The sequence below is a fragment of the Streptomyces sp. LS1784 genome, assembly GCF_020103755.1.
In the GTDB taxonomy this organism is placed as follows: Bacteria; Actinomycetota; Actinomycetes; order Streptomycetales; family Streptomycetaceae; genus Kitasatospora.
This window is the reverse complement of record NZ_JAHSQD010000074.1, coordinates 1-24,276: the sequence shown is the minus strand read 5'-3', so window position 1 is coordinate 24,276 and position 24,276 is coordinate 1. Positions and strand designations below refer to the sequence as shown.

The following is a 24,276-nucleotide window of genomic DNA, read 5'->3' as shown; positions in this document are numbered from 1 at the left end:
CCGGAGCTCCACGGGCGCGGCGGCTCCGGTGCTGCCGCAGCCGGCGAGCAGCGGTGTGGCGAGCGCGGCCGCGAGGAGCAGCGCCGCCGGGCGGCGGAGGGTGCGGCGGGTTGCGGTGCTGCGGTTCGTCATGGCCCTTCGACGCGCCGCCCCGAAGACCGGTTCCGTCCGGCCCTGAGCGCCCCGGATCAGTCCCAGAGCGCCCCGAACTCCAGCAGTTCGTCCCGGTGCTCGATCCGCTCCACCCAGTCGGCCGGCCAGGCCGCCTCGCCGTGGTGGGCGCCCGCGAAGGCGCCGGTCAGGCAGGCCAGCGAGTCGGAGTCGCCGCTGGAGTACGCGGCCCGGCGGACGGCCGCCACCGGGTCGTCCGGCAGCAGCAGGAAGCAGAGCAGACCGGTGCCGAGGGCCTCCTCGGCGACCCAGCCCTCTCCGGTGGCCAGGCAGGGGTCGGCCTCGACGTCGGGCGCGGCGAGCGCGGCCTCCAGCTGGTCGAGCACCTTGAGGCAGTCGTCCCAGCCCCGGGCGAGGACGGCCTGCGGGGAGCTGCCCCACCAGCGGTCGGCGAGGTCACCGAGCCAGAACCCGTCGTACCGCTTCCGGCTCGCCACCGCGTACGCCCGCAGCACCGCGGGCAGACCGGCCGGCGGCAGGCCCTCGGCGAGCTTGCGGACGGCGTACGCGGTGAGGTCGCTCGCGGCGAGCGCGGTGGGGTGGCCGTGGGTGAGCGCGGACTGGAGCTGGGCGGCGCCGGCGTGCTGCCGGGCGTCCAGCTCGCGGACCAGCCCGATCGGGGCGACCCGCATGTTGGCGCCGCAGCCCTTGGAGCCGACGTCGCCGGCCTGCTGCCAGCGGTACTCGTCGTGGCTGAGCCGCTCGCAGGCGCGCAGGCAGGTCATGCCGGGGGCGCGGTTGTTCTGCGGGGAGCGCCACCAGTCGACGAACTCCTCGCGGACCGGCCGCGCCAGCCGCAGGGGCGTCAGCGGCCCGCGCGCCAGGGCGGTGCGCAGGCCGCGGGCCAGGGCGAGGGTCATCTGGGTGTCGTCGGTGACCAGCGCCTTCTCCGGCAGCGGGAGCCGCCGCCAGTCCGGGTGGTCGGCGGCGATCTCCTCGATGGTCCTGAACTCCGTCACCCGGCCGATCGCGTCCCCGATCGCCAGCCCCAGCAGCGCCCCCGTCGCCTTGCCCACGGCCGCTCCCCCTCCACTCGCTACACCTCGACCAGCAGTTCCTTGAGCCCGCGGATCACGTAGCCCGGGTTCCACTCGGGCTCGCGGACCAGCCGCAGGCCCGGGGCCCGGCGCAGCAGCGTGCCGTAGGACTCGGTGAGCTCCAGTCTGGCAAGCGGGGCGCCGAGGCAGAAGTGGATTCCGGCGCCGAAGGTGATGTGCGGGTTGTCGGTGCGGCCGAGGTCGAGGCGGTCCGGGTCGGCGAAGCGCTCGGGGTCGCGGTTGGCGGAGCCGAAGAGCAGGGCGATCTCGGCGCCGCGCGGGATGGTGACGCCGCGGACCTCGATGTCCTCCAGCACCCAGCGCTCGAACATCTGCAGCGGGGTGTCCCAGCGCATCAGCTCCTCGACGGCGGTGGGCAGCAGCTCGTCCACCGAGCCGCGCAGCCGGGCGAGCTCCCCGGGGTTGCGGAACAGCGCCCACCAGCCGTTGCCGGTGGTGTTGACGGTCGCCTCGTGGCCGGCGTTGAGCAGCAGCACGCAGGTGGAGATCATCTCCTGCTCGCTGAGCGCGTCGGAGCCCTCCTGGGCCTGGATCAGCGCGCTGATCAGGTCCGTCCCCGGGTTCGCCCGGCGCTCGCGGATCAGGGTGCGCAGGTAGTCGGAGAACTCGATGCTCGCGGTGACGGCCCGGCGGGCGGCCTCCTCGGTCGGGTTGAGCTCGAACATCCCGGTGATGTCGGCGGACCACGGCCTCAGCAGGTGCCGGTCGCCCTCCGGCACGCCGAGCATCTCGGCGATCACGGCGACCGGCAGCGGCTCGGCGACGGTGGCGATCAGGTCGCCGCCGCCGGCCGCGAGCAGTTCGTCGACCAGCTCACCGGCCAGCCGCTGCACGGTGGGACGCAGGCCCTCGACCATGCGCGGGGTGAAGGCCTTGGAGACCAGTCGGCGCAGCCGGGTGTGGTCCGGCCCTTCCAGGTCCAGCAGCCCGTGGTCGTTCAGGGTGTGGAAGGGCTCGTGCGCCGGATCGGGCTCGGTGCGGCCGAACTCCGCGTGGCTGAAGCGGTGGGTGTAGGTGCGGCCCAGCCGCCGGTCGCGCAGCAGGGCGCTGACGTCCTCGTGGCGCGAGACCAGCCACTGGTTCGTCGGCTCGAAGTACGTCACCGGTGCGTGCTCGCGCAGTTCGGCGTACGCGTCGTACGGGTGGGCCACGAACGCCGCCGACCAGGGGTCGAACTTCGCCGTCGTCGTCATCGGTCGATCACTCCAGGCCATGAGGGGGGAAGCCGGAAAGATCATCGTACGCACGCGGTGCGTCCGGGAACATGACCCTTCCGGCCCCTGCTCAGGCCCGCTCCAGGACAAGTCGGCGCACCAGCCCGGGCAGCGCCTGGGAGATCGGCTCCCGGATCACCTCGGTCGCCGCTTCGTCGTACGGCGTCGGCTCGCCGTTCACGATGATCAGCTTCGCCCCGGTCTTCACCGCGTTGTACGGCAGCGCCGCCACCGGGAACACCTGCAGGCTCGTCCCGATCGCGATGAACACGTCGCACGCCCGGGCGACCGAGTCGGCCTGCCCGAGCACCTCCGGGTCCAGGTTCTCGCCGAACATCACGATGCGCGGCTTGAGGATCCCCCCGCACTCCCGGCACGCCGGGTCCGGCTCGCCCGCCTCGACCCGGTCCAGAGCCTCCGCCATCGAACCGACCACCCGGCAGCGCAGGCACTGCGTCTCCCGCGCGTTGCCGTGCAGTTCGAGCACCTTGCGGGCGGTCAGCCCGGACTTCTGGTGCAGCCCGTCGATGTTCTGGGTGAGCACCCGCAGCGGCAGCCCGGAACGCTCCAGGTCGACCAGCGCCCGGTGCCCGGCGTTCGGCTCGGCGGCCAGTGCGCCCGTCTCCAGACGCATCCGCCAGGCCCGCCGGCGCACCTCCGGGTCGTCCCGGTACGGCCCGATGGTGACCAGCTCCTGGGCCGACGGGTCCTTCTGCCACAGCCCCTGCGGGCCGCGGTAGTCGGGGATGCCGGAGTCCGTCGAGATGCCCGCGCCGGTCAGGACGGCGATCAGGGGGCGCTTCGCGTTCATACCCCGGACGGTACGGGCGGCGGCCCGCCCACGGCCACCGAAAATCCGGGTGCGCCGGGCCGGGGCACACTTCAGGCCAGGACGCGCACTTCAGGCCAGGACGGCGCGCGGGGCGAGCGCGAGCAGGCGGCAAGCGGGATGGAACGCCGAAGGGCCCGGAGGCTTGGTGCCTCCGGGCCCTTCGAACGAGTAGCGGGGACAGGATTTGAACCTGCGACCTCTGGGTTATGAGCCCAGCGAGCTACCGAGCTGCTCCACCCCGCGTCGGTGAACACGACTCTACGCGACTCCGGCCGAATGTCCTAACCGGGTTTCCCTCCGGACCCCGGCAGCGCTCGGCCGAGGGGCCTGGAACGCCGCAGGGCGGCCACCCCGTGCGGGGTGACCGCCCATGCGGTCCGGGCCCGTGGTCGGGCCGGGAGGTGACTCAGCCGGTGTACGGGCCGTAGTCGTAGTCGTCCAGCGGGACCGCCTGGCCGGAGCCGGCGCCGAAGGGCGACAGGTCGTAGTCGTCGTAGCCGACGGCCGAGTACATCGCGGCCTTGGCCTCCTCGGTCGGCTCGACCCGGATGTTGCGGTAGCGGGGCAGACCCGTACCGGCCGGGATGAGCTTACCGAGGATGACGTTCTCCTTGAGGCCCAGCAGCGGGTCCGACTTGGCGTGGATCGCCGCGTCGGTGAGGACCCGGGTCGTCTCCTGGAAGGAGGCGGCCGACAGCCAGGACTCGGTGGCCAGCGAGGCCTTGGTGATACCCATCAGCTGCGGACGGCCGGAGGCGGGGTGACCGCCCTCGGCGACGACGCGGCGGTTCTCCTGCTCGAAGCGACCGCGCTCGACCAGCTCGCCGGGCAGCAGCTCGGCGTCGCCCGACTCGATGATCGTCACGCGGCGGAGCATCTGCCGGATGATGATCTCGATGTGCTTGTCGTGGATCGACACACCCTGCGAGTTGTAGACCTTCTGGACCTCGGCGACCAGGTGGACCTGGACGGCACGCTGGCCCATGATGCGCAGGACGTCGTGCGGGTTGGTGGCACCCATGGTCAGCTTCTGGCCGACCTCGACCGCCTCGCCCTCGCTGACCAGCAGCTTCACGCGCTTCGAGACCGGGTAGGCGATCTCGTCGCTGCCGTCGTCCGGCGTGACGACCAGCTTGCGGGTCTTCTCGGTGTCCTCGATCCGGACCCGGCCGGCGGCCTCCGAGATCGGGGCCACACCCTTGGGGGTACGGGCCTCGAAGAGCTCGACGACACGCGGCAGACCCTGGGTGATGTCGTCACCGGCCACACCACCGGTGTGGAAGGTACGCATGGTCAGCTGGGTACCGGGCTCACCGATGGACTGGGCGGCGATGATGCCGACCGCCTCACCGATGTCGACCAGCTTGCCGGTGGCCAGCGAGCGCCCGTAGCACATGGCGCAGGTGCCGACGGCCGACTCACAGGTCAGGATCGAGCGGGTCTTGACCTCGCCGATGCCGTGGCGGATCAGTTCGTCGATCAGGACGTCACCGAGGTCGGTGTTGGCGGTGGCCAGCAGCTTGCCGTCGACGGTGATGTCCTCGGCGAGCATGCGGGCGTACACGCTGGTCTCGACGTCGTCGGCCTTGCGCAGCACGCCGTCCGCGCCCACGGAACCGATCGCCAGCTTCAGGCCGCGCTCGGTGCCGCAGTCCTCCTCGCGAATGATGACGTCCTGGGAGACGTCGACCAGACGACGGGTGAGGTAACCGGAGTCGGCGGTACGGAGGGCGGTGTCGGCCAGACCCTTACGGGCACCGTGGGTGGAGATGAAGTACTCCAGCACGGTGAGACCCTCACGGAACGACGCCTTGATGGGTCGCGGGATGGTCTCGTTCTTGGCGTTCGACACCAGACCACGCATACCGGCGATCTGGCGCATCTGCATCATGTTTCCACGAGCACCCGAGTCGACCATCATGAAGATGGGGTTCGTCTTCGGGAAGTTCGCGGCCATGGCGTCCGCGACCTCGTTGGTCGCCTGGGTCCAGATGCCGACGAGCTCCTGCTTGCGCTCGTCGTTGGTGATCAGACCGCGCTCGTACTGCTTCTGGACCTTCTCCGCCTTCGCCTCGAAGCCCTCCAGGATCTGGGGCTTGCTCGGCGGGACGATGACGTCCGAGATCGAGACGGTGACACCCGAGCGGGTCGACCAGTGGAAGCCGGCCGCCTTCAGGTTGTCCAGGGTCGCCGCGACGACGACCTTGGGGTAGCGCTCCGCCAGGTCGTTGACGATCGCGGAGAGCTGCTTCTTGCCCACCTCGTAGTCGACGAACGGGTAGTCCTCGGGCAGCAGCTCGTTGAAGAGCGCGCGGCCCAGGGTGGTGGTCAGGCGGAAGGGCTCGCCCTCGTACCAGGTCGACTGGCCGTCCTCGTCCACCGGGGCGGTCCAGCCGCGCGGCGGGACGGTGCCGGCCGGCAGGCGCAGCTCGATCGGGGCCTGGACGTCCAGGTCGCGGGCGTCGAAGGCCATGATCGCCTCGGCGGTCGACGAGAAGGTGCGGCCGGCGCCCTTCACGTTGTCGCGGTCCGAGGTCAGGAAGAACAGACCGAGCACCATGTCCTGGGTCGGCATGGTGACGGGGCGACCGTCGGCCGGCTTCAGGATGTTGTTCGAGGACAGCATCAGGATGCGGGCCTCGGCCTGCGCCTCCGCGGAGAGCGGCAGGTGGACGGCCATCTGGTCACCGTCGAAGTCCGCGTTGAACGCGGTGCAGACGAGCGGGTGGATCTGGATGGCCTTGCCCTCGACCAGCTGCGGCTCGAAGGCCTGGATGCCGAGGCGGTGCAGGGTGGGCGCACGGTTCAGCAGGACCGGGTGCTCGGCGATGACCTCTTCGAGCACGTCCCACACGACCGGGCGGGCACGCTCGACCATGCGCTTGGCCGACTTGATGTTCTGCGCGTGGTTCAGGTCGACCAGGCGCTTCATCACGAACGGCTTGAAGAGCTCCAGCGCCATGGCCTTCGGCAGACCGCACTGGTGCAGCTTGAGCTGCGGGCCGACGACGATGACCGAACGGGCCGAGTAGTCGACTCGCTTGCCGAGCAGGTTCTGACGGAAACGACCCTGCTTGCCCTTCAGCATGTCGCTGAGGGACTTCAGCGGGCGGTTGCCCGGACCGGTGACCGGACGGCCGCGGCGGCCGTTGTCGAACAGCGCGTCGACGGCCTCCTGGAGCATGCGCTTCTCGTTGTTCACGATGATCTCGGGGGCACCGAGGTCGAGCAGGCGCTTCAGGCGGTTGTTGCGGTTGATCACGCGGCGGTACAGGTCGTTCAGGTCGGAGGTCGCGAAGCGGCCACCGTCCAGCTGCACCATCGGACGCAGGTCCGGCGGGATGACCGGGACGCAGTCCAGCACCATGCCGTTGGGCTTGTTGGTGGTCTGCAGGAACGCGGAGACGACCTTGAGGCGCTTCAGCGCACGGGTCTTCTTCTGGCCCTTGCCGGTGCGGATGATCTCGCGCAGGCGCTCGGACTCCTCCGCCAGGTCGAAGGTCTCCAGGCGGTCCTTGAGGGCCGCCGCACCCATCGAGCCGGAGAAGTAGGTGCCGAAGCGGTCGCGCAGCTCGCGGTAGAGCAGCTCGTCGCCCTCAAGGTCCTGGACCTTGAGGTTCTTGAAGCGGGCCCACACCTCGTCGAGGCGGTCGAGCTCGCGCTGCGCGCGGTCGCGCAGCTGCTTCATCTCGCGCTCGGCGCCCTCGCGCACCTTGCGGCGCACGTCGGCCTTGGCGCCCTCGGCCTCCAGCTCGGCCAGGTCGGTCTCGGCCTTCTTGGCGCGGGCTTCGAGGTCGGAGTCGCGGCGGTTCTCGATCTGCTGGCGCTCGACCGAGACGTGCGCCTCCAGGGACGGCAGGTCGCGCTGGCGGCGCTCGTCGTCGACCCAGGTGATCATGTAGGCGGCGAAGTAGATGACCTTCTCGAGGTCCTTCGGCGCCAGGTCGAGCAGGTAGCCCAGACGGGACGGCACGCCCTTGAAGTACCAGATGTGCGTGACCGGGGCGGCCAGCTCGATGTGGCCCATCCGCTCACGGCGCACCTTGGCGCGGGTCACCTCGACGCCGCAGCGCTCGCAGATGATGCCCTTGAAGCGGACGCGCTTGTACTTACCGCAGTAGCACTCCCAGTCCCGGGTGGGGCCGAAGATCTTCTCGCAGAAGAGGCCGTCCTTTTCGGGCTTCAGGGTGCGGTAGTTGATGGTCTCCGGCTTCTTGACCTCGCCGTGCGACCACTGGCGGATGTCGTCGGCGGTGGCCAGGCCGATGCGGAGCTCGTCGAAGAAGTTGACGTCAAGCACTGGTCGTCAAGCCCTCTTTCGTAAGTCGAGAGTCGTTCATGTGGTCTGAGGGGGGCCTGGGGGCGGGCCGGCCGCTGCTGCGGCCGGCCCTACCTCCGTCAGACCTCTTCGACGCTGCTGGGCTCGCGCCGGGACAGGTCGATGCCGAGCTCCTCGGCGGCGCGGAACACGTCCTCGTCGGAGTCCCGCATCTCGATGGACTGGCCGTCCGAGGACAGCACCTCCACGTTGAGGCAGAGCGACTGCATTTCCTTGATGAGAACCTTGAAGGACTCGGGAATGCCGGGCTCGGGGATGTTCTCGCCCTTGACGATGGCCTCGTAGACCTTGACTCGGCCGAGGACGTCGTCGGACTTGATGGTGAGCAGTTCCTGGAGCGCGTAGGCCGCGCCGTACGCCTCCAGGGCCCACACCTCCATCTCACCGAAGCGCTGACCACCGAACTGCGCCTTACCACCGAGCGGCTGCTGGGTGATCATCGAGTACGGACCGGTCGAACGGGCGTGCAGCTTGTCGTCGACCAGGTGGTGCAGCTTGAGGATGTACATGTAGCCGACCGAGATCGGCATCGGGAACGGCTCGCCGGAGCGACCGTCGAACAGCCGGGCCTTGCCGGTGGAGTTCACCAGGCGCTCACCGTCACGGGTGAGGATGGTGTTGTCCAGCAGGCCGGTGATCTCGTCCTCGCGGGCGCCGTCGAAGACCGGGGTGGCGAGGTTGGTGCCGCCCTCGACCTGGTCGGCGCCGATCGCCTGGAGGCGCTTGGCCCACTCGTCGGCGAGGCCGGAGACGTCCCAGCCCTGCTTGGCGAGCCAGCCGAGGTGGATCTCCAGGACCTGTCCCGGGTTCATTCGGGACGGGACACCCAGCGGGTTGAGGATGATGTCGACCGGGGTGCCGTCCTCCAGGAACGGCATGTCCTCGACCGGCAGGATCTTGGAGATGACGCCCTTGTTGCCGTGGCGGCCGGCGAGCTTGTCACCGTTGGTGATCTTGCGCTTCTGGGCCACGTAGACGCGGACCAGCTGGTTGACGCCCGGGGGAAGCTCGTCGCCCTCCTCGCGGTCGAACACGCGCACGCCGATGACCTTGCCGGACTCACCGTGCGGGACCTTCAGCGAGGTGTCGCGGACCTCGCGGGCCTTCTCGCCGAAGATCGCGCGGAGCAGGCGCTCCTCGGGGGTCAGCTCGGTCTCACCCTTCGGGGTGACCTTGCCGACCAGGATGTCGCCGGTGACGACGTCGGCGCCGATCCGGATGATGCCGCGCTCGTCGAGGTCGGCCAGGACCTCCTCGGAGACGTTCGGGATGTCCCGGGTGATCTCCTCGGGGCCGAGCTTGGTGTCACGGGCGTCGACCTCGTGCTCCTCGATGTGGATCGAGGAGAGGACGTCGTCCTGCACGAGGCGCTGCGACAGGATGATCGCGTCCTCGTAGTTGTGACCCTCCCACGACATGAACGCCACGAGCAGGTTCTTGCCGAGGGCCATCTCGCCCTCGTCGGTGCACGGGCCGTCGGCCAGCACCTGGTTGACCTCGACCCGGGCGCCCTCGTCCACGAGCACCTTCTGGTTGAAGGAGGTGCCCTGGTTGGAGCGGGTGAACTTGGCGGCGCGGTACGTGGTGTACGTGCCGTCGTCGTTGGCCACGGTGACGTAGTCGGCCGAGACCTCCTGGACCACACCGGCCTTCTCGGCGGTGATGACGTCCTGGGCGTCGACGGCGCAGCGGTACTCCATGCCGGTACCGACCAGCGGGGCCTCGCTCTTCAGCAGCGGCACCGCCTGGCGCATCATGTTCGAGCCCATGAGCGCGCGGTTGGCGTCGTCGTGCTCGAGGAACGGGATCATGGCGGTCGCGACCGACACCATCTGGCGCGGCGAGACGTCCATGTAGTCGATCTCGGAGCCCGGGATGTAGTCGATCTCGCCGCCACGGCGGCGGACCAGGACGCGCGGCTCGGCGAAGTGCAGGTCCGCGGTCAGCGGCGCGTTCGCCTGGGCGATGACGTAGCGGTCCTCCTCGTCGGCGGTCAGGTAGTCGACCTGCTCGGTGACCACACCGTCGACGACCTTGCGGTACGGCGTCTCGATGAAGCCGAACGCGTTGACCCGGCCGTACGAGGCCAGCGAGCCGATCAGACCGATGTTCGGGCCTTCGGGGGTCTCGATCGGACACATGCGGCCGTAGTGCGAGGGGTGCACGTCACGGACCTCGAAGCCGGCCCGCTCACGGGACAGACCACCGGGGCCCAGCGCGGACAGACGGCGCTTGTGGGTCAGGCCCGACAGCGGGTTCGTCTGGTCCATGAACTGCGACAGCTGGCTGGTGCCGAAGAACTCCTTGATGGAGGCGACGACCGGCCGGATGTTGATCAGGGTCTGCGGCGTGATCGCCTCGACGTCCTGGGTGGTCATGCGCTCGCGCACGACGCGCTCCATGCGGGCGAGACCCGTACGGACCTGGTTCTGGATGAGCTCGCCGACGTTGCGCAGGCGGCGGTTGCCGAAGTGGTCGATGTCGTCGACCTCGACCACGATGTCGCGGCCCTCGCCGTCACGCCACTCGGTCTCGCCCGCGTGCAGCTTCACCAGGTACTTGATCGCACCGATGATGTCGGGCTCGGTGAGCACGCCGGAGTCCAGCGACTCGGCGTTGCCCAGCTTGCGGTTGACCTTGTAGCGGCCGACCTTGGCGAGGTCGTAGCGCTTCGGGTTGAAGTACAGGTTCTCCAGCAGCGTCTGCGCGGCCTCGCGCGTCGGCGGCTCGCCCGGACGCAGCTTGCGGTAGATGTCCAGCAGCGCGTCGTCCTGGCCCTGGGTGTGGTCCTTCTCCAGGGTGTTGCGCATGGACTCGTACTCGCCGAACTCCTCGAGAATCATCTCGTTGGTCCAGCCGAGGGCCTTGAGCAGCACGGTGACGGACTGCTTGCGCTTGCGGTCGATGCGAACGCCGACCATGTCGCGCTTGTCGATCTCCATCTCCAGCCAGGCACCACGCGAGGGGATGACCTTGCAGGAGTAGATGTCCTTGTCGGACACCTTGTCCAGGGTGGAGTCGAAGTACACACCCGGGGAGCGGACCAGCTGCGACACGACGACACGCTCGGTGCCGTTGATCACGAACGTGCCCTTGTGGGTCATGAGCGGGAAGTCGCCCATGAAGACCGTCTGAGACTTGATCTCACCGGTCTCGTTGTTGGTGAACTCGGCCGTGACGAAGAGCGGGGCCGCGTACGTGAAGTCGCGGTCCTTGCACTCGTCAATGGAGTTCTTCGGCGGCTCGAAACGGTGGTCGCGGAAGGTCAGCGACATCGACCCGCTGAAGTCCTCGATCGGGGAGATCTCCTCGAAGATCTCCTCCAGACCGGACTTGGTGGGGACGTCCTGACCGGACTCCAGCGCCTCCTCGACCCGGGCCTTCCAGGCCGCGTTGCCGAGCAGCCAGTCAAAGCTCTCGGTCTGCAGGGCCAGGAGGTTCGGGACCTCGAGGGGCTCCTTGATCTTCGCGAAGGAGACGCGGAGCGGGGCGGTGGATGCGGCGGAATTGTTCGAGGCGTTGCGCGGCGCGGCCAAGAGGGGGGTCCTTCCGAGGGCTCGGAGCTCACTACGCGCGTACCAGCCGGGCCTGCTTGGGCTTGGTGCCGCCTCCCTCGCCACTGGCCTCTGCCGGAGTCGAAACCCCAGGTCAGAGCCGCTTTGCGGAGGCGGTGCCAGACCCCTTCAGGGCAACGCAAACTCCGGGCGACGAGTCACGGAGCAGCTAACAGGCAGCGCAAAGGGACAGTGTAGCCAAAGGCGACACTGCTGTCCAGCTCTGATTCGGAGACCGAATCGGAGACTCCTCCCGGTAGCCGGCGGGCGCGGGCGCCCACCGGGTACTGCTCTAACTCACGTGGAGTCATTTCCCGCCGGGCCGCTGGTTATGCATCCAGCGGCGAACCAACCGGGCGGACTCGCGCCTTGAGAATCGCGCGCCATGCCTGGTTCGTCAAGGGCCCACCGACGGTGCGGGCCTCGACCGGTCTATCGATCCGGACCCCCTCGGCGTTACAGAAGCCGTGGTGGGGCCGCCCTCGACTCCGGTGATCACCCTACCCCCCGGCACCGACGGTGCCGAGTGAGCCATCGGCCACACCGGTGGTCCGTACCGGCCGGTCGGGGGAACGGGCCTGCCCCGGAAACGCGAAAAGGCCGGGCCGACCACCCGCAAGGGTGGTCGGCCCGGCCGTACGCCCCCTCAGAGGGGGCGCGAGATCACTTGACGGTGACCTTGGCGCCGGCGCCCTCGAGGGCAGCCTTGGCCTTCTCGGCAACGTCCTTGGCAACCTTCTCCAGGACCTTGGCACCAGCGGTGTCAACGAGGTCCTTGGCCTCCTTCAGGCCGAGGGAGGTCAGGGTGCGCACCTCCTTGATGACCTGGATCTTCTTGTCGCCAGCGGCCTCGAGGATGACGTCGAACTCGTCCTGCTCCTCAACGGCCTCGGCGGCCGGGCCGGCAACGCCGGCGGCGGCAACGGCGACCGGAGCGGCAGCGGTGACGTCGAACTTCTCCTCGAAGGCCTTCACGAAGGCGGCCAGCTCGATGAGGGTGAGCTCCTCGAACTGCGCGAGCAGCTCGTCCTGGGTCAGCTTCGCCATGATTGGCGTCCTTCCACTAAATCGGCAGGTGGTGCCGGATGTACGGGTTGGGCGGGCACGGGCCCGCAGCGAGGCGTGAGCCTGCCGAATTACTCGGCGGCAGCGTCCTCGGCGGCGGGAGCCGGCGTACCGGCACCGCCCTGCTCGACCTTGTCGCGCAGCGCGTCCACGGTGCGGACGAGCTTCGACGGCAGGGCCTGGAAGAGCGCGGCAGCCTGGGACTGCTTGGCCTTCAGGGCACCCGCCAGCTTGGCGAGCAGCACCTCGCGGGACTCGAGGTCCGCGAGCTTCTTGATCTCATCGGCGGACAGCGCCTTGCCGTCAAGGACACCGCCCTTGATGATGAGAGCGGGGTTCTCCTTGGCGAAGTCACGCAGAGCCTTCGCCGACTCCACCGGGTCACCGGTGACGAAGGCGACAGCCGTCGGACCGTTGAACAGGTCGTCGAGCTCCGTGATCCCGACCTCATTGGCCGCGATCTTGGTCAGCGTGTTCTTCACCACGGCGTACTCGGCGTTGTCGCCGAGCGAGCGACGCAGGGTCTTGACCTGCTTCACCGAGAGACCGCGGTACTCGGTCAGCAGCGCCGCGGAGGAGCCACGGAACTTGTCCGTGATCTCGGCGACGGCAGCAGCCTTGTCGGGCCTGGCCATAGGCTTACGCCTCCTTCCGTGATGTCGAAGTCGGGCCGACCGCGAAAGTCGACCTAGGTCGCCGTGGACCGACCGGACGGAAGGAAAGCTCCTGCGGAAACGCAATGAGCCCCGGTGCGCAGGGGCACGGGGCTCGGAACGACCTCGACGGGCGGCCGCGCGAACGCGGACCCGGAAGTCGAAGCTCCAGACACACCTGCGCGGGCTGCCTGCGACGAAGCGCAGATCCTTCGGCCACCGGCTCCCTGACGGGCGCGCGGCGACAACCAGCGGTCTTTGGCTTCGGCCAGATTAGCCGGAGCCGCTGGTCAGGTGCAAATCGCCCTCGGACAGAGCAACCCGGGGCCCCTCGGCGCGGCCCGGCACGGCTCAGCGGGCCAGTGGGGAGACCGTCCGGACGCCGGTGTCCACGGTGTCCGTCTCGGCCGGCGCCTGCGCCGAGAGCAACGCCCCGGCGAGGTCGGTGTAGAGCACCGAGTCGTCCGCCTGGCCGCTGTCCCCGCTGCCGGTGCGCTGGAGCCGGACCAGCTGGTCCTTGTCGTTGAGCCAGAGGTCCAGGGTGAGCGAGAGCGAGCCGCCGGGCGCGAGCGCGGCCCGCAGGCCGTCCCGGCGGGACTGGGTCAGCTGGGTCTGGGCGGCCGCGTACTTCTCGGCGGTGGTGGTGACCCGGTAGTGCTCGACGGTCGAGTCCTCGGACTTCTCCTCGCCGACGAATTCGGGCACCGTCCCCTCGGCGGTGGCCGCGGTCAGCGCCTCGACCGGGTTCAGCAGGTCGATCAGCCCGGCGTACGGGACCTCCTTGTGGCCGTCCGCGTCCGGCGGGACGGTGAAGCGTTCCCAGTGCTTCCCGCCCTGCCGGGCCGCGGTGGCGGTGTCCCCGCCCTGGTAGGCGACGGTGTCCACGACGATCAGCTGCTCGGCCTCGGCCGGGGTGGAGCGCTTGATCTGGAGCGCGGTCTTGGGCTGCCAGAACAGCGGGCCGGACCCGGCGTCCGCGCCGAGCCGGTAGCTGACCTTGGCCCGGCGGGCGGTCTGCATGGCCAGCTGGGCGGAGAGCAGCACCCCGTGCGGCGAGCGGTCGGTCGGCTTGGCGTGGGCGCTCGGGGAGGCGGCGGACGGCGAGGCGCTGGTCGGGGTCGGGCTGCCGGACGGCGTGGCGGGTGCCTCCCCGCCTCCGCCGCAGCCGCTCAGTCCGCTCGTCAGCAGGACGACGACGGCCACTGCCGCCAACCGCTGCCGTCCCGCCATCGTCCGTTCCCCTCTCGCCCGGCCCCGTCCGACGGCGGCCTCGTTCCGGCCACCCTGCCACCCGTCCCCGGTCCGCCCGGCGGCGGCCCCCTCGGGCGGGCGTATCCACCGGGTCGGCCGAGCCGGGACCGGCGGCGGGACGCCGCCCGGGGGGCGCGCGGATCAGCTGGTGGCGCCGGCCTTCTGGATGTCGGCGAGGTCGATGAAGTCCGTCGGGGCGGTGGCGGTCACCGGGGTGCCGTAGTCCGAGTAGTTGACGGTGACGTCCATCGTCCCGGCCTTGGTCTCGGCCTGCTCGCGCCGCTTGACCACGAGCTGGTCGGCGTCGACCCAGACGTCGATCTGGTCGCTGGTGACGCCGGCCGCGTCCAGGTTCTGCTTGAGCCGCTCGACCTGCGCCTGGGTCATGCCCTGGCTGGTGGCCTTGGCCACGTCGGCGGCGCTGAGCACGCCGGTGTAGTGGGTGGTGGCCTTGCCGTTCACCGTCTCCTGGCCGACCTCGGTGACCTTTCCGCTGGCGATCAGGGTCCGGACGCCCTGCACCGGGTCGGCGCTCTGGAGCTGGTCGGTCGAGCCGCCGGACGCCTTGGCCAGGTCGGCCTTGCTGTAGCGCACCCACTGCGGGCCGCCGTCCTGCACGATCTTCCCGCCCATGCGCATGAACATCGCGTCCTTGGTGTACAGGTACCGCACGTTCGGCCCGCCGGTCACCGGCTCCATGACCTTGGCCATCGGGGAGCCCGACAGGTCCATCGTGAGGTCGGCCTCCAGGCCGTCGGCCCAGGACACCGCCCCCTTGCCCTTCATGGTCGTCTGGCCGACCTTGATCAGCTCGTCGACCTTCGCCGACTTGGCCGCGCTGGTCTTCTGGGTGACCTGCTCCAGGAAGACCGCCGGGCTGACCTTCTCCGGCTTCGCGCCGGTGGCCGGGGCGGCGGCCGACGGGGTGGCCGAGGTGGCGGCGGCCGTGGTCGGCGCGGCCGGGGCGGCGCTCTTGTCGTCGTTGTTGTTGCACGCGGTCGCGGTCAGCGCCAGGGCGGCGAGGACGACGGCGACGGCGGTGTTGCGGGTTCCAGCCATGATTCCCCCCTTGAGGAACCCGGGCGCGAGGTGCTCCCGGGGTGGTAGCCGGTTGTGGCCGGTGGGCTCGGCGTACGGTCCGGCGGGATCAGCCGAGCAGCTTGAGCAGGTCGGCCTCGTTGCCGAGGTCGCCGGCGGCCGGCGCCGCGATCGCGGCGGCCTTGCCGAGGTTCGCGTACTTGACGGTGACGGCGTCCTTGCTGCCGTTCTTCTCGCCGTACTCCTGGTACTGGACGAGCTCCTGCTTGCCGTTCAGCCAGAAGTCGATGGTGAGGGTCTTGCCGTCCTCCTCCAGCGCCTTCTGGACGGCCTGGCGCCGGTCCGCCGGGAGCGACGACATCCCGGCCACCACCGCGGAGGTGTCCTGTTCCGCCCGCAGGTGGGTGGTCTGGACACCGTCCACGGTCTCCTGGCCGACCTTGGAGAGCTTTCCGCTCTGAGCCGCGACGGTGAGCAGGACGACCGGGTTCATCATCTGGCCCGCCGCCCGGAAGCTGTCGCCCGTCTCGTCCGAGGACAGCTTGACCCAGCGCTTGCCGCCCAGGGCCGTGGCCGCCTCGTCGCCGCCGAGGTAGGCGTCCGTGCCGATCACCCGGATCCGGAGCTTCTTGCCCCCCATGTCGCCGGCCAGGTCCACGGCCGTCTTGGCCGGGTCCTTCCAGTCCGCGTCGCCGGTGCCGCCGGGGTTGTCGGGGTTGGACGGGACCATGGTGACCTTGCCGTTCCCGGCCTTCTGCATCACCACCGCGGAGGCGGCCAGCGCGGCCTTCGGGTCCCCGGCCAGTGCCGCCGCGAGCGGGTCGCCGACCTTGGCGTCACCGGACTTGGCGTCACCGCCCTTGGTGTCACCGGGCTTGGTGTCGCTGCCGCCGCTGCTTCCGCAGGCGGTGACCGCACCGAGCAGGACGGCCGCCGTGGCGACGGTCGAGGCGAGGCGCAGAGCGCGCATGAAACCACCCCCGTGAGATTTACATCCCCCCATGGAAGAACCGATCATCAGCTCTTCTCATGTTCTTCTCAGGCGGACTCTAACGGATCGTCGGCATCCCCACGCACCGGATATCCCCTCCCCGTCACCCGCCCGCGGCGGGCGTCGCGTCCGCCGCCCCGGGAGCCGAGACATCGGTCGTGGTCACCGTGGTTCCCGCACTCCCCCGGACCGTCTCACGCAGCCGCAGCAGCTGCATGCCGGGCCCGACCCAGACGTCGTAGCCGATCGCCGTCACCCCGTGCTGCCGGTACCAGTCCAGTGTGGCGGCACGCCGCTGCGGGCTCAACTCCTCGTCCTTGCCGAACAGTTCGACCACCGGCGCGGAGCCCTGGTAGTGCGCCGCGGTCACCCCGGCCAGCTGCTCGCCGCCGAGCGAGCCGAGTTTGACGCTCTGCGCGACCGCGTACGCCCGGCCGCCCGGGCCGGTGATCAGCGCGGTCGTCCAGCCGCCCGCGAAGCCCTCCGGGTCGGGGCCCGCCCCGGGGTCGACCGACTCGGCGGTGCTCCGCTCCGCGTGCTTGGCCGCGCCACCCTGGTAGACGAGGTCGAGCGCGCCGTCCTTCACGGTCAGCCGCCCGCTGCCCAGCTCGTCGGTGACGGTCAGTGCGGCCTCGTCCGAGGCGCCCCAGACCAGTGAGCCGCTCGCGGTGCGCCGGCCGCCCGGGCCCTCCTGCACCACGTCGATCCGGGCACTGCCGGTGTCGTCCAGCATCTGCGCGGCCGCGAGCACCACCTGCTTGGGCGGCACCGGCGCGGGCCCACCGGGGGTGCCGGTGGTCGGGGCGGCCAGCAGGCTGCACCCGGTGGTGGTGGCGAGCAGCAGCAGGGCCGCTACGAGAACGGTGGGGCGAGGGGCGGGCGGCACGGCACACTCCGGCGGTCACAGCTTCTCCACATGGTCTGACCGGCAGAGCGTACGACGGTTCGGCCCGCTGTTCCCATCCGCCGGTGTCCCGATCCGGCAACCGTTACGGCCCACCGGCGTTCCTGCCCGGTCCCGGTTGCGGCCGGTCCCGGTTCCGGGAACGACGGCGGGCCCGCACCCCCGGGTGAAGGGGGTGCGGGCCCGCCGTACGGACTGCTCTAGAGCACTGGGGCTCAGACCGCGGCCGGGTCCTCCTCGACGAGGAGGTTGCGGGTGCGGTTCGGGTCGACCAGGATGCCGGGGCCCATGGTGGTGGAGAAGGCGGTCTTCTTGATGTACCGGCCCTTGGCGGCGGACGGCTTGGCGCGGAGCACCTCGTCCAGCGCGGCGGCGTAGTTCTCGACCAGCTGCTCGTCGGTGAAGGAGGCCTTACCGATGATGAAGTGCAGGTTCGAGTGCTTGTCGACGCGGAACTCGATCTTGCCGCCCTTGATGTCGTTGACAGCCTTGGCGACGTCCGGGGTCACGGTGCCGGTCTTCGGGTTCGGCATCAGACCACGGGGACCGAGCACGCGGCCGAGGCGGCCGACCTTGCCCATGAGGTCCGGGGTGGCGACGACGGCGTCGAAGTCCAGCTTGCCCTTCGCGACCTCGTCGATCAGCTCGTCGGCACCGACGATGTCGGCGCCCGCAGCACGCGCGGCCTCGGCACGCTCGCCGGTCGCGAAGACCAGGACCCGAGCGGTCTTACCGGTGCCGTGCGGGAGGATCACGGTGCTGCGGACCATCTGGTCGGCCTTGCGCGGGTCGACGCCCAGACGCATGGCGACCTCAACGGTGCCGTCGAACTTGGTGGTGCTGGTCGCCTTGGCGAGGCGGACGGCCTCGAGGGGGGCGTAAAGGCGCTCGCGGTCGACCTGGGCGTCCGCGGCCTTCAGGGCCTTGCTGCGCTTCATGGCTGCTCCTGAATGGTGAATGGAGTTGTGGTGTCACGGGCCTGCGCGGGCCCTACCACAGGGGACGGCTGAGCCGATCTGTCCCTGACGGGGGAGATCAGCCCTCGACGGTGATGCCCATCGACCGGGCGGTGCCGGCGATGATCTTCTCCGCAGCGTCCAGGTCGTTGGCGTTCAGGTCGGGCATCTTGGTCGTGGCGATCTCGCGGACCTGGGCGCTGGTGAGCTTGGCGACCTTGGTCTTGTGCGGCTCGCTGGAGCCCTTCTCGATACCGGCGGCCTTCAGGATGAGGCGCGCGGCCGGCGGCGTCTTCGTGATGAAGGTGAAGGAACGGTCCTCGTAGACCGTGATCTCCACCGGCACGATCATGCCGCGCTGCGACTCGGTCGCAGCGTTGTAGGCCTTGCAGAACTCCATGATGTTGACGCCGTGCTGACCCAGCGCGGGGCCGACCGGCGGGGCCGGGTTGGCCGCACCGGCGTTGATCTGGAGCTTGATAAGCCCCGTGACCTTCTTCTTCTTGGGAGGCATGTCTCTCCGGGTCCTTCCGAGAGGTGATTGCTGGTGCGTGCGGAACCGGGGCGACACCCGGCCGCCAGCACACACATCGGACCAGGCTAACGCGTCCGCGCCGCTGGACCAAAACGGATTCGGGGCAGGGCCCGCGGCCCCGCCCCGAATCCGAAGAGCGTTACGACTAGTTCTTCTGGATCTGGTCGAAGGAGAGCTCGACCGGGGTCTCGCGGCCGAAGATCTCGACGAGACCCTTGACCTTCTTCGAGTCCGGGTTGATCTCGTTGATGGTCGCCTGGAGGGTCGCGAACGGACCGTCGGTGACGGTGACCGAGTCGCCGACCTCGAAGTCCAGCACCTGGACCTCGACCGGGCGGACCGGCGAGGCCTTGCCGGCCTCCTTGGCGGCCTGGCGCTCGACGTCGGGGGCGAGCATCTTGACGACCTCGTCCAGGGTCAGCGGGTACGGGTCGTAGGCGTTGCCGACGAAGCCGGTGACACCCGGGGTGTTGCGCACGACGCCCCAGGACTCGGGGGTGAGGTCCATGCGCACCAGGACGTAGCCGGGGAGCTTGTTCTGGCGGATGGTCTTGCGGTCGCCGTTCTTGATCTGGACGACCTCCTCCTGCGGCACCTCGGCCTGGAAGATGTACTCCTCGACGTTCAGCGAGACGGCGCGCTGCTCCAGGTTCTGCTTCACCCGGTTCTCGTAGCCGGCGTAGGTGTGGATCACGTACCACTCGCCCGGCATGAAGCGCAGGTCCTCGCGGAACTTGGCGACCGGGTCGACCTCCTCGGCCGGCTCCTCCTCGACGGACTCCTCGGCGACGGCGGACTCGGCGTCGCCCTCCACGTGCAGCGCGGCATCCTCGGCGGGCTCGCCGGCCTCGGCCTCGTCGTACGCCTCGACCTCGTCCTCGTCGCTGTCCGCGGCGTCCACGATCTGCTCGGCGGACTCGGTGTCGTCAGCCAGCTCGGCCGCGTCCAGCTCGGCGGCGACATCCGCCTCGCGGACGGTCTCGTCGGCGTCGTACAGGGGGGACTCAGACACGGTGGCGGCTTCTTTCCTGGAGATGGTGAAGGTGGCGCGCTCCTCGACCGGCCCGGCGTACGGCCGCTCGCGCGGGCGCCAGGTGAGGCCTCGGAGACTTCAACAGTACCGAGTCCACGGTAACCGCGCGTACGTCCGGCACCGACAGCTCGACCCGGGCCGAGGATTCGGCCCGGGTCGGGAGGTTGTTCGAGAGGTGGGGCGGCCGGTCAGCCGAAGACCCAGAGGCTCAGCTTGGAGAAGCCGTAGTCCAGGCCGGCCACGAAGGCCATCACGACCACCACGAAGGTGACCACGACGGCGGTGTAGCTGGTGAGCTCGCCGCGGGTCGGCCAGACGACCTTGCGCAGTTCCGCGATGATCTGGCGGTAGAACAGGCCGATGCGGGCGAACAGGCCCTTCTTGGCCCGCTTGCCGGACTTCTTCTCGCGGTTGCCGCGCTTGCCCGACCCCTCGGTCGACGTGGTCTCGGCAGCGCCGTCGGCACCCTCGGGGTTGCCGCTCTCAGGCGTTGCGGTGGAGCCCGTGGTCTCCGTCACTCGTCCTCACCTGAATCCGGGTCCTGCCGAGCTTCGCCACGCACCCGGTGGGGCACGGCCAGTCGGCTAGCGGTGCTGATCGGTGCCATCTCCGCATCAAGCCCGCTCACTCCTGTGGAGCGAACGGGCTGAAACGGGTCTAGCAGCAGGGCAAGAGGGACTCGAACCCCCAACCGCCGGTTTTGGAGACCGGTGCTCTACCAATTGAGCTATTGCCCTACGGTGCCTCGCGGCTCCGGTGGCGACCAACCTACCGCATCTCCCCCCGCTGTCTGTACAGGCGGTGAAAGCTCCGGTCTTTTCGGCGGGCCGTCGAGCAGCGAGTGTACGTGGTCGAGGGGTGTTTGGTCGAACCTCTTCTTCCGGACCGGCCCGTCGCCCGGCGGATGTCCGGTCCGGCGGGGCCGCCGCCGCCGGATCGCCGGGGCCACGATCCGGACGGGAACGTACGGATGCCGGTACCCCGCTGCCCGGTCCGTCCGGGTTCTGCGACCATGCAGGCATGAGCGCTTCCACCCCGCAGCCCGACCAGTCCATCCGCCCCGCCGACCGCCGGGTCTCCGCCCGGATCGGCGCGATCGCCGAGTCCGCGACCCTCGCCGTGGACGCCAAGGCCAAGGCCCTCAAGGCGGCCGGCCGTCCGGTGATCGGCTTCGGTGCCGGCGAGCCCGACTTCCCCACGCCGGACTACATCGTCGAGGCGGCCGTCGAGGCCTGCCGCGACCCGAGGAACCACCGTTACACCCCGGCGGGTGGCCTGCCCGAGCTGAAGGCCGCGATCGCCGCCAAGACGCTGCGCGACTCCGGCTACGAGGTGGACGCCTCCCAGGTGCTGGTCACCAACGGCGGCAAGCAGGCGATCTACGAGGCCTTCGCCGCGATCCTGGACCCGGGCGACGAGGTCATCGTCCCGGCTCCGTACTGGACCACCTACCCGGAGTCGATCCAGCTGGCCGGCGGTGTCCCGGTGGAGGTCGTGGCCGACGAGACCACCGGCTACAAGGTCTCGGTCGAGCAGCTGGAGGCCGCCCGCACCGAGAACACCAAGGTGGTGCTGTTCGTCTCGCCGTCCAACCCGACCGGCGCGGTGTACACCGAGGCCGAGGCCGAGGCGATCGGCCGCTGGGCGCTGGAGCACGGCCTGTGGGTGCTCACCGACGAGATCTACGAGCACCTGGTCTACGGCGACGCGAAGTTCACCTCGCTGCCGACCCTGCTGCCCGAGCTGGCCGACAAGTGCATCGTGGTCAACGGTGTCGCCAAGACCTACGCGATGACCGGCTGGCGGGTGGGCTGGGTGATCGCCCCCAAGGACGTGATCAAGGCCGCGACCAACCTGCAGTCGCACGCCACCTCGAACGTCTCCAACGTCGCCCAGCGCGCCGCGATCGCCGCCGTGGCCGGCGACCTGTCCGCGGTGCACGAGATGCGCACCGCCTTCGACCGCCGCCGCAAGACCATCGTGCGGATGCTCAACGAGATCGAGGGCGTCGTCTGCCCCGAGCCCGAGGGCGCCTTCTACGCCTACCCGTCGGTCAAGGGCCTGCTGGGCAAGGAGATCCGCGGCCGTCGCCCGCAGACCTCCGGCGAGCTGGCGAGCCTGATCCTGGACGAGGTCGAGGTCGCCGCCGTCCCGGGTGAGGCCTTCGGCACCCCGGGCTACCTGCGGTTCTCCTACGCGCTCGGCGACGAGGACCTGGTCGAGGGCATCAGCCGGATCCAGAAGCTGCTCGGCGAGGCCCGCGACTGAGGCCCCTTGCCGAGGCCCGCCGCTGAGGCCGTTCCGATACTGACGTCAATCGGACGTATGGGATTCACCCGGCACACCGCCCTCTTTCACCCCTTCGGGGGATGGAAAGAGGGCGGTTCCCGTTCGGGGCCCGTATACGGCAGTATCGGCGAATGGAACGCCTGTTGAACCCGCGAGACGTCAGGGGCCTCCCGAAGGCCCACCTGCACCTGCACTTCACCGGCTCGATGCGCCCCGCCACCCTCCTGGAGCTGGCCGACAAGCACGGCGTCCGGCTGCCGGACGCGCTCAGCTCCGGCGAGCCGCCCCGGCTGCGGGCCACCGACGAGCGGGGCTGGTTCCGCTTCCAGCGGCTGTACGACACCGCCCGCTCGGTGCTGCGGGACGAGGAGGACATCCGCCGGCTGGTCCTGGAGACCGCCGAGGACGAGCGGCGGGACGGCTCCCGCTGGCTGGAGATCCAGGTCGACCCGACCTCGTACGCGCCCCGGCTGGGCGGGCTGATCCCCGCCCTGGAGCTGATCCTGGACGCGGTGGAGCACGCCGCCTCGGCCACCGGGGTGGGCATCCGGGTCCTGGTCGCGGCCAACCGGATGAAGTCCCCGATGGACGCCCGGACGCTGGCCCGGCTGGCCGTCCGCTACGCCGACCACGGGGTGGTCGGCTTCGGCCTCTCCAACGACGAGCGCCGGGGCCTGGCCCGGGACTTCGACCGGGCCTTCGCGATCGCCCGCAAGGGCGGGCTGCTGGCGGCCCCGCACGGCGGCGAGCTGTCCGGCCCGGAGTCCGTCCGGGACTGCCTGGACGACCTGGGCGCCGGCCGGATCGGCCACGGCGTGCGGGCCGCCGAGGACCCCCGGCTGATGGAGCGGCTGGCGGACCGGCAGGTCACCTGCGAGGTCTGCCCGTCCTCCAACGTCTCGCTCGGCGTCTACGAGCACCCCGAGGAGGTCCCGCTGCGCCGGCTCTTCGACGCCGGGGTGCCGCTCGCGCTGGGTGCGGACGACCCGCTGCTGTTCGGCAGCCGGCTGGCCGCCCAGTACGAGCTGGTCCGGGACGTGCTGGGCTTCTCCGACGCCGAGCTCGCCGAGCTGGCGCGGCAGTCGGTGCGCGGCTCGGTCGCGCCGGAGGCCGTCCGCAAGGAGCTGCTGGCGGACATCGACGCCTGGCTGGTGGACGGCCACGCCCCCGCGGACGCGGCCGCCGTGCCCGTCTAGAGCTTGACGCCGACCATCACCGGCTCGTTCACCAGCTCCACCCCGAAGGCGTCGCGGACCCCGTCCCGGATCTCCCGGGCCAGGTCCAGCAGGTCGTCGGCGGTGGCCGATCCCCGGTTGGTGAGCGCCAGGGTGTGCTTGGTGGAGAGCGTCGCCGGGCCGCTGCCGTAGCCCTTGCCGAAGCCCGCCCGGTCGATCAGCCAGGCCGCCGAGGTCTTGGTGCAGCCCTCCGGGGCCGGGTAGGCGGGGGCGTCCTCGGCGCCCGGGCGGGTGCGGAAGGACTCGTACTGCGCGGCCGTGAGCACCGGGTTGGTGAAGAAGGAGCCGGCCGACCAGGTGTCGTGGTCCGCCGGGTCCAGCACCATGCCCTTGCCCGCGCGCAGCAGCAGCACCGCGTTCCAGGCCGTGCCGACCGCCACCCGGTCGCCCTGCTCGACGCCCAGGTGCCGGGCGGTCTCGGCGTAGCGGACGGGGGTGGAGAGCCCGCCGTTGTCCTCCAGCCGGAACCGCACCCGCAGCACCACGTAGCGGTCCGGCTCGGCCTTGAAGCGGCTGTGCCGGTAGGAGAACGCGCACTCGGCGTTCGGGAGCACGACCACCTCGTCGGCGGTGCGGTCGTACGCGACCACCTCGGTGATCGACTGCGCGACCTCCTGGCCGTACGCGCCCACGTTCTGCACCGGGGTGGCGCCCACCGAACCGGGGATTCCGGCCAGGAACTCGATGCCCGCCAGGTCGTGGTCCAGCACCGTCCGGCGGACCACCTCGGACCAGGTCTCGCCGGCCGCGGCCTCCAGCACGGTGCCGTCCAGGGCGAAGCCCTCGGTGGCGATCCGCAGCACGGTGCCGGGGAAGCCGGCGTCGCCGATCACCAGGTTGGAGCCGCCGCCGAGGACCAGCAGCGGCTCGCCGGCCGCGTCGGCCTCGCGCACGGCGGCGATCACCTCGTCGTCGGTGTGGGCGGTCACCAGGCGGCGGGCCGGGCCGCCGAGCCGGAGCGTGGTCAGCAGGGCGAGGGGAGCGTCGTTTTCTACCAGCACGCCCACCAGCGTACGGGTGGCGCGGACCCCGGCACCCCTGCCACCCGGCGGCGCGCACCCTGGGGCGCGCGCCCGAGGCTTCGGCCGCGGTGGCTCAGATCCGCGCGGGCGAGGCCGGTTCCCCGGCCCGCTCCCCCACCGCCGCGACCAGCGCCTT

18 protein-coding genes and 2 tRNA genes are annotated in these 24,276 nt (G+C 70.4%); 2 read left to right on the top strand and 18 right to left on the bottom strand.

Annotated features, from left to right (window positions below; all coding sequences use genetic code 11):
* Nucleotides 1–188 precede the first annotated feature (188 nt).
* The 17 genes from KS423_RS12165 to KS423_RS12085 all read right to left on the bottom strand — a co-directional run bounded on the left by KS423_RS12165 (nt 189) and on the right by KS423_RS12085 (nt 20,331).
* A complete protein-coding gene (locus KS423_RS12165) occupies nt 189–1,187 on the bottom strand; it encodes an ADP-ribosylglycohydrolase family protein (protein ID WP_224278221.1) in 999 nt (332 codons plus the stop codon).
* 20 nt (nt 1,188–1,207) lie between these two features.
* Entirely contained in the window at nt 1,208–2,422 is a 1,215-nt protein-coding gene (locus KS423_RS12160; protein WP_224278219.1) for a cytochrome P450, read from the bottom strand.
* Between the two features lie 91 nt (nt 2,423–2,513).
* Nucleotides 2,514–3,254, bottom strand: a complete 741-nt coding sequence (locus tag KS423_RS12155; protein WP_224278217.1) for a Sir2 family NAD-dependent protein deacetylase — start codon at nt 3,252–3,254, stop codon at nt 2,514–2,516.
* Between the two features lie 190 nt (nt 3,255–3,444).
* A tRNA-Met gene (locus tag KS423_RS12150) sits at nt 3,445–3,518 on the bottom strand.
* Between the two features lie 163 nt (nt 3,519–3,681).
* A complete protein-coding gene (locus tag KS423_RS12145) occupies nt 3,682–7,575 on the bottom strand; it encodes a DNA-directed RNA polymerase subunit beta' (protein WP_224278209.1) in 3,894 nt (1,297 codons plus the stop codon).
* 98 nt (nt 7,576–7,673) lie between these two features.
* Entirely contained in the window at nt 7,674–11,150 is a 3,477-nt protein-coding gene (gene rpoB, locus KS423_RS12140) for a DNA-directed RNA polymerase subunit beta (RefSeq protein WP_224278208.1), read from the bottom strand.
* Nucleotides 11,151–11,831: 681 nt separating this feature from the next.
* Nucleotides 11,832–12,215 carry a 50S ribosomal protein L7/L12 gene (gene rplL / locus KS423_RS12135; RefSeq protein WP_224278207.1) on the bottom strand — a complete coding sequence of 128 codons (384 nt, stop codon included), beginning with the start codon at nt 12,213–12,215 and terminating at the stop codon, nt 11,832–11,834.
* 89 nt (nt 12,216–12,304) lie between these two features.
* Nucleotides 12,305–12,868 (bottom strand): 50S ribosomal protein L10, encoded by a 564-nt coding sequence (gene rplJ / locus KS423_RS12130; protein ID WP_045693068.1) that lies wholly within the window; start codon nt 12,866–12,868, stop codon nt 12,305–12,307.
* Between the two features lie 369 nt (nt 12,869–13,237).
* Nucleotides 13,238–14,116 carry a hypothetical protein gene (locus tag KS423_RS12125; RefSeq protein WP_224278205.1) on the bottom strand — a complete coding sequence of 293 codons (879 nt, stop codon included), beginning with the start codon at nt 14,114–14,116 and terminating at the stop codon, nt 13,238–13,240.
* A 162-nt stretch (nt 14,117–14,278) separates the two neighbouring features.
* Nucleotides 14,279–15,196 (bottom strand): hypothetical protein, encoded by a 918-nt coding sequence (locus KS423_RS12120; RefSeq protein WP_224278197.1) that lies wholly within the window; start codon nt 15,194–15,196, stop codon nt 14,279–14,281.
* An 88-nt stretch (nt 15,197–15,284) separates the two neighbouring features.
* Entirely contained in the window at nt 15,285–16,145 is an 861-nt protein-coding gene (locus KS423_RS12115; protein WP_224278195.1) for a hypothetical protein, read from the bottom strand.
* 124 nt (nt 16,146–16,269) lie between these two features.
* The gene (locus KS423_RS12110; RefSeq protein ID WP_224278193.1) at nt 16,270–17,052 is read right to left on the bottom strand and encodes a hypothetical protein; all 783 of its coding nucleotides are present in this window, start codon (nt 17,050–17,052) and stop codon (nt 16,270–16,272) included.
* A 233-nt stretch (nt 17,053–17,285) separates the two neighbouring features.
* Entirely contained in the window at nt 17,286–18,008 is a 723-nt protein-coding gene (rplA, locus tag KS423_RS12105) for a 50S ribosomal protein L1 (RefSeq protein ID WP_218198318.1), read from the bottom strand.
* 97 nt (nt 18,009–18,105) lie between these two features.
* On the bottom strand, nt 18,106–18,540 hold the full coding sequence (gene rplK, locus KS423_RS12100; protein ID WP_224278191.1) for a 50S ribosomal protein L11: 435 nt from the start codon (nt 18,538–18,540) through the stop codon (nt 18,106–18,108).
* A gap of 166 nt (nt 18,541–18,706) precedes the next feature.
* Nucleotides 18,707–19,573: a transcription termination/antitermination protein NusG gene (gene nusG / locus KS423_RS12095; RefSeq protein WP_224278189.1), complete on the bottom strand. Its 867-nt coding sequence runs from the start codon at nt 19,571–19,573 to the stop codon at nt 18,707–18,709.
* Between the two features lie 209 nt (nt 19,574–19,782).
* The gene (secE, locus tag KS423_RS12090; protein ID WP_224278187.1) at nt 19,783–20,112 is read right to left on the bottom strand and encodes a preprotein translocase subunit SecE; all 330 of its coding nucleotides are present in this window, start codon (nt 20,110–20,112) and stop codon (nt 19,783–19,785) included.
* Between the two features lie 146 nt (nt 20,113–20,258).
* Nucleotides 20,259–20,331: transfer RNA gene (locus tag KS423_RS12085), tRNA-Trp, on the bottom strand.
* A gap of 283 nt (nt 20,332–20,614) precedes the next feature.
* Here KS423_RS12085 and KS423_RS12080 point away from each other — a divergent pair.
* Together KS423_RS12080 and KS423_RS12075 are read left to right on the top strand one after the other, a co-directional pair.
* Complete coding sequence (locus tag KS423_RS12080) at nt 20,615–21,862, top strand: pyridoxal phosphate-dependent aminotransferase (RefSeq protein ID WP_224278186.1); 1,248 nt, start codon at nt 20,615–20,617, stop codon at nt 21,860–21,862.
* Nucleotides 21,863–22,014: 152 nt separating this feature from the next.
* Nucleotides 22,015–23,079 carry an adenosine deaminase gene (locus KS423_RS12075; RefSeq protein WP_224278184.1) on the top strand — a complete coding sequence of 355 codons (1,065 nt, stop codon included), beginning with the start codon at nt 22,015–22,017 and terminating at the stop codon, nt 23,077–23,079.
* Here KS423_RS12075 and KS423_RS12070 read toward each other — a convergent pair.
* The gene (locus tag KS423_RS12070) at nt 23,076–24,119 is read right to left on the bottom strand and encodes a UDP-N-acetylmuramate dehydrogenase (protein ID WP_224278182.1); all 1,044 of its coding nucleotides are present in this window, start codon (nt 24,117–24,119) and stop codon (nt 23,076–23,078) included. The genes KS423_RS12075 and KS423_RS12070 overlap by 4 nt on opposite strands.
* Nucleotides 24,120–24,276 lie beyond the last annotated feature (157 nt).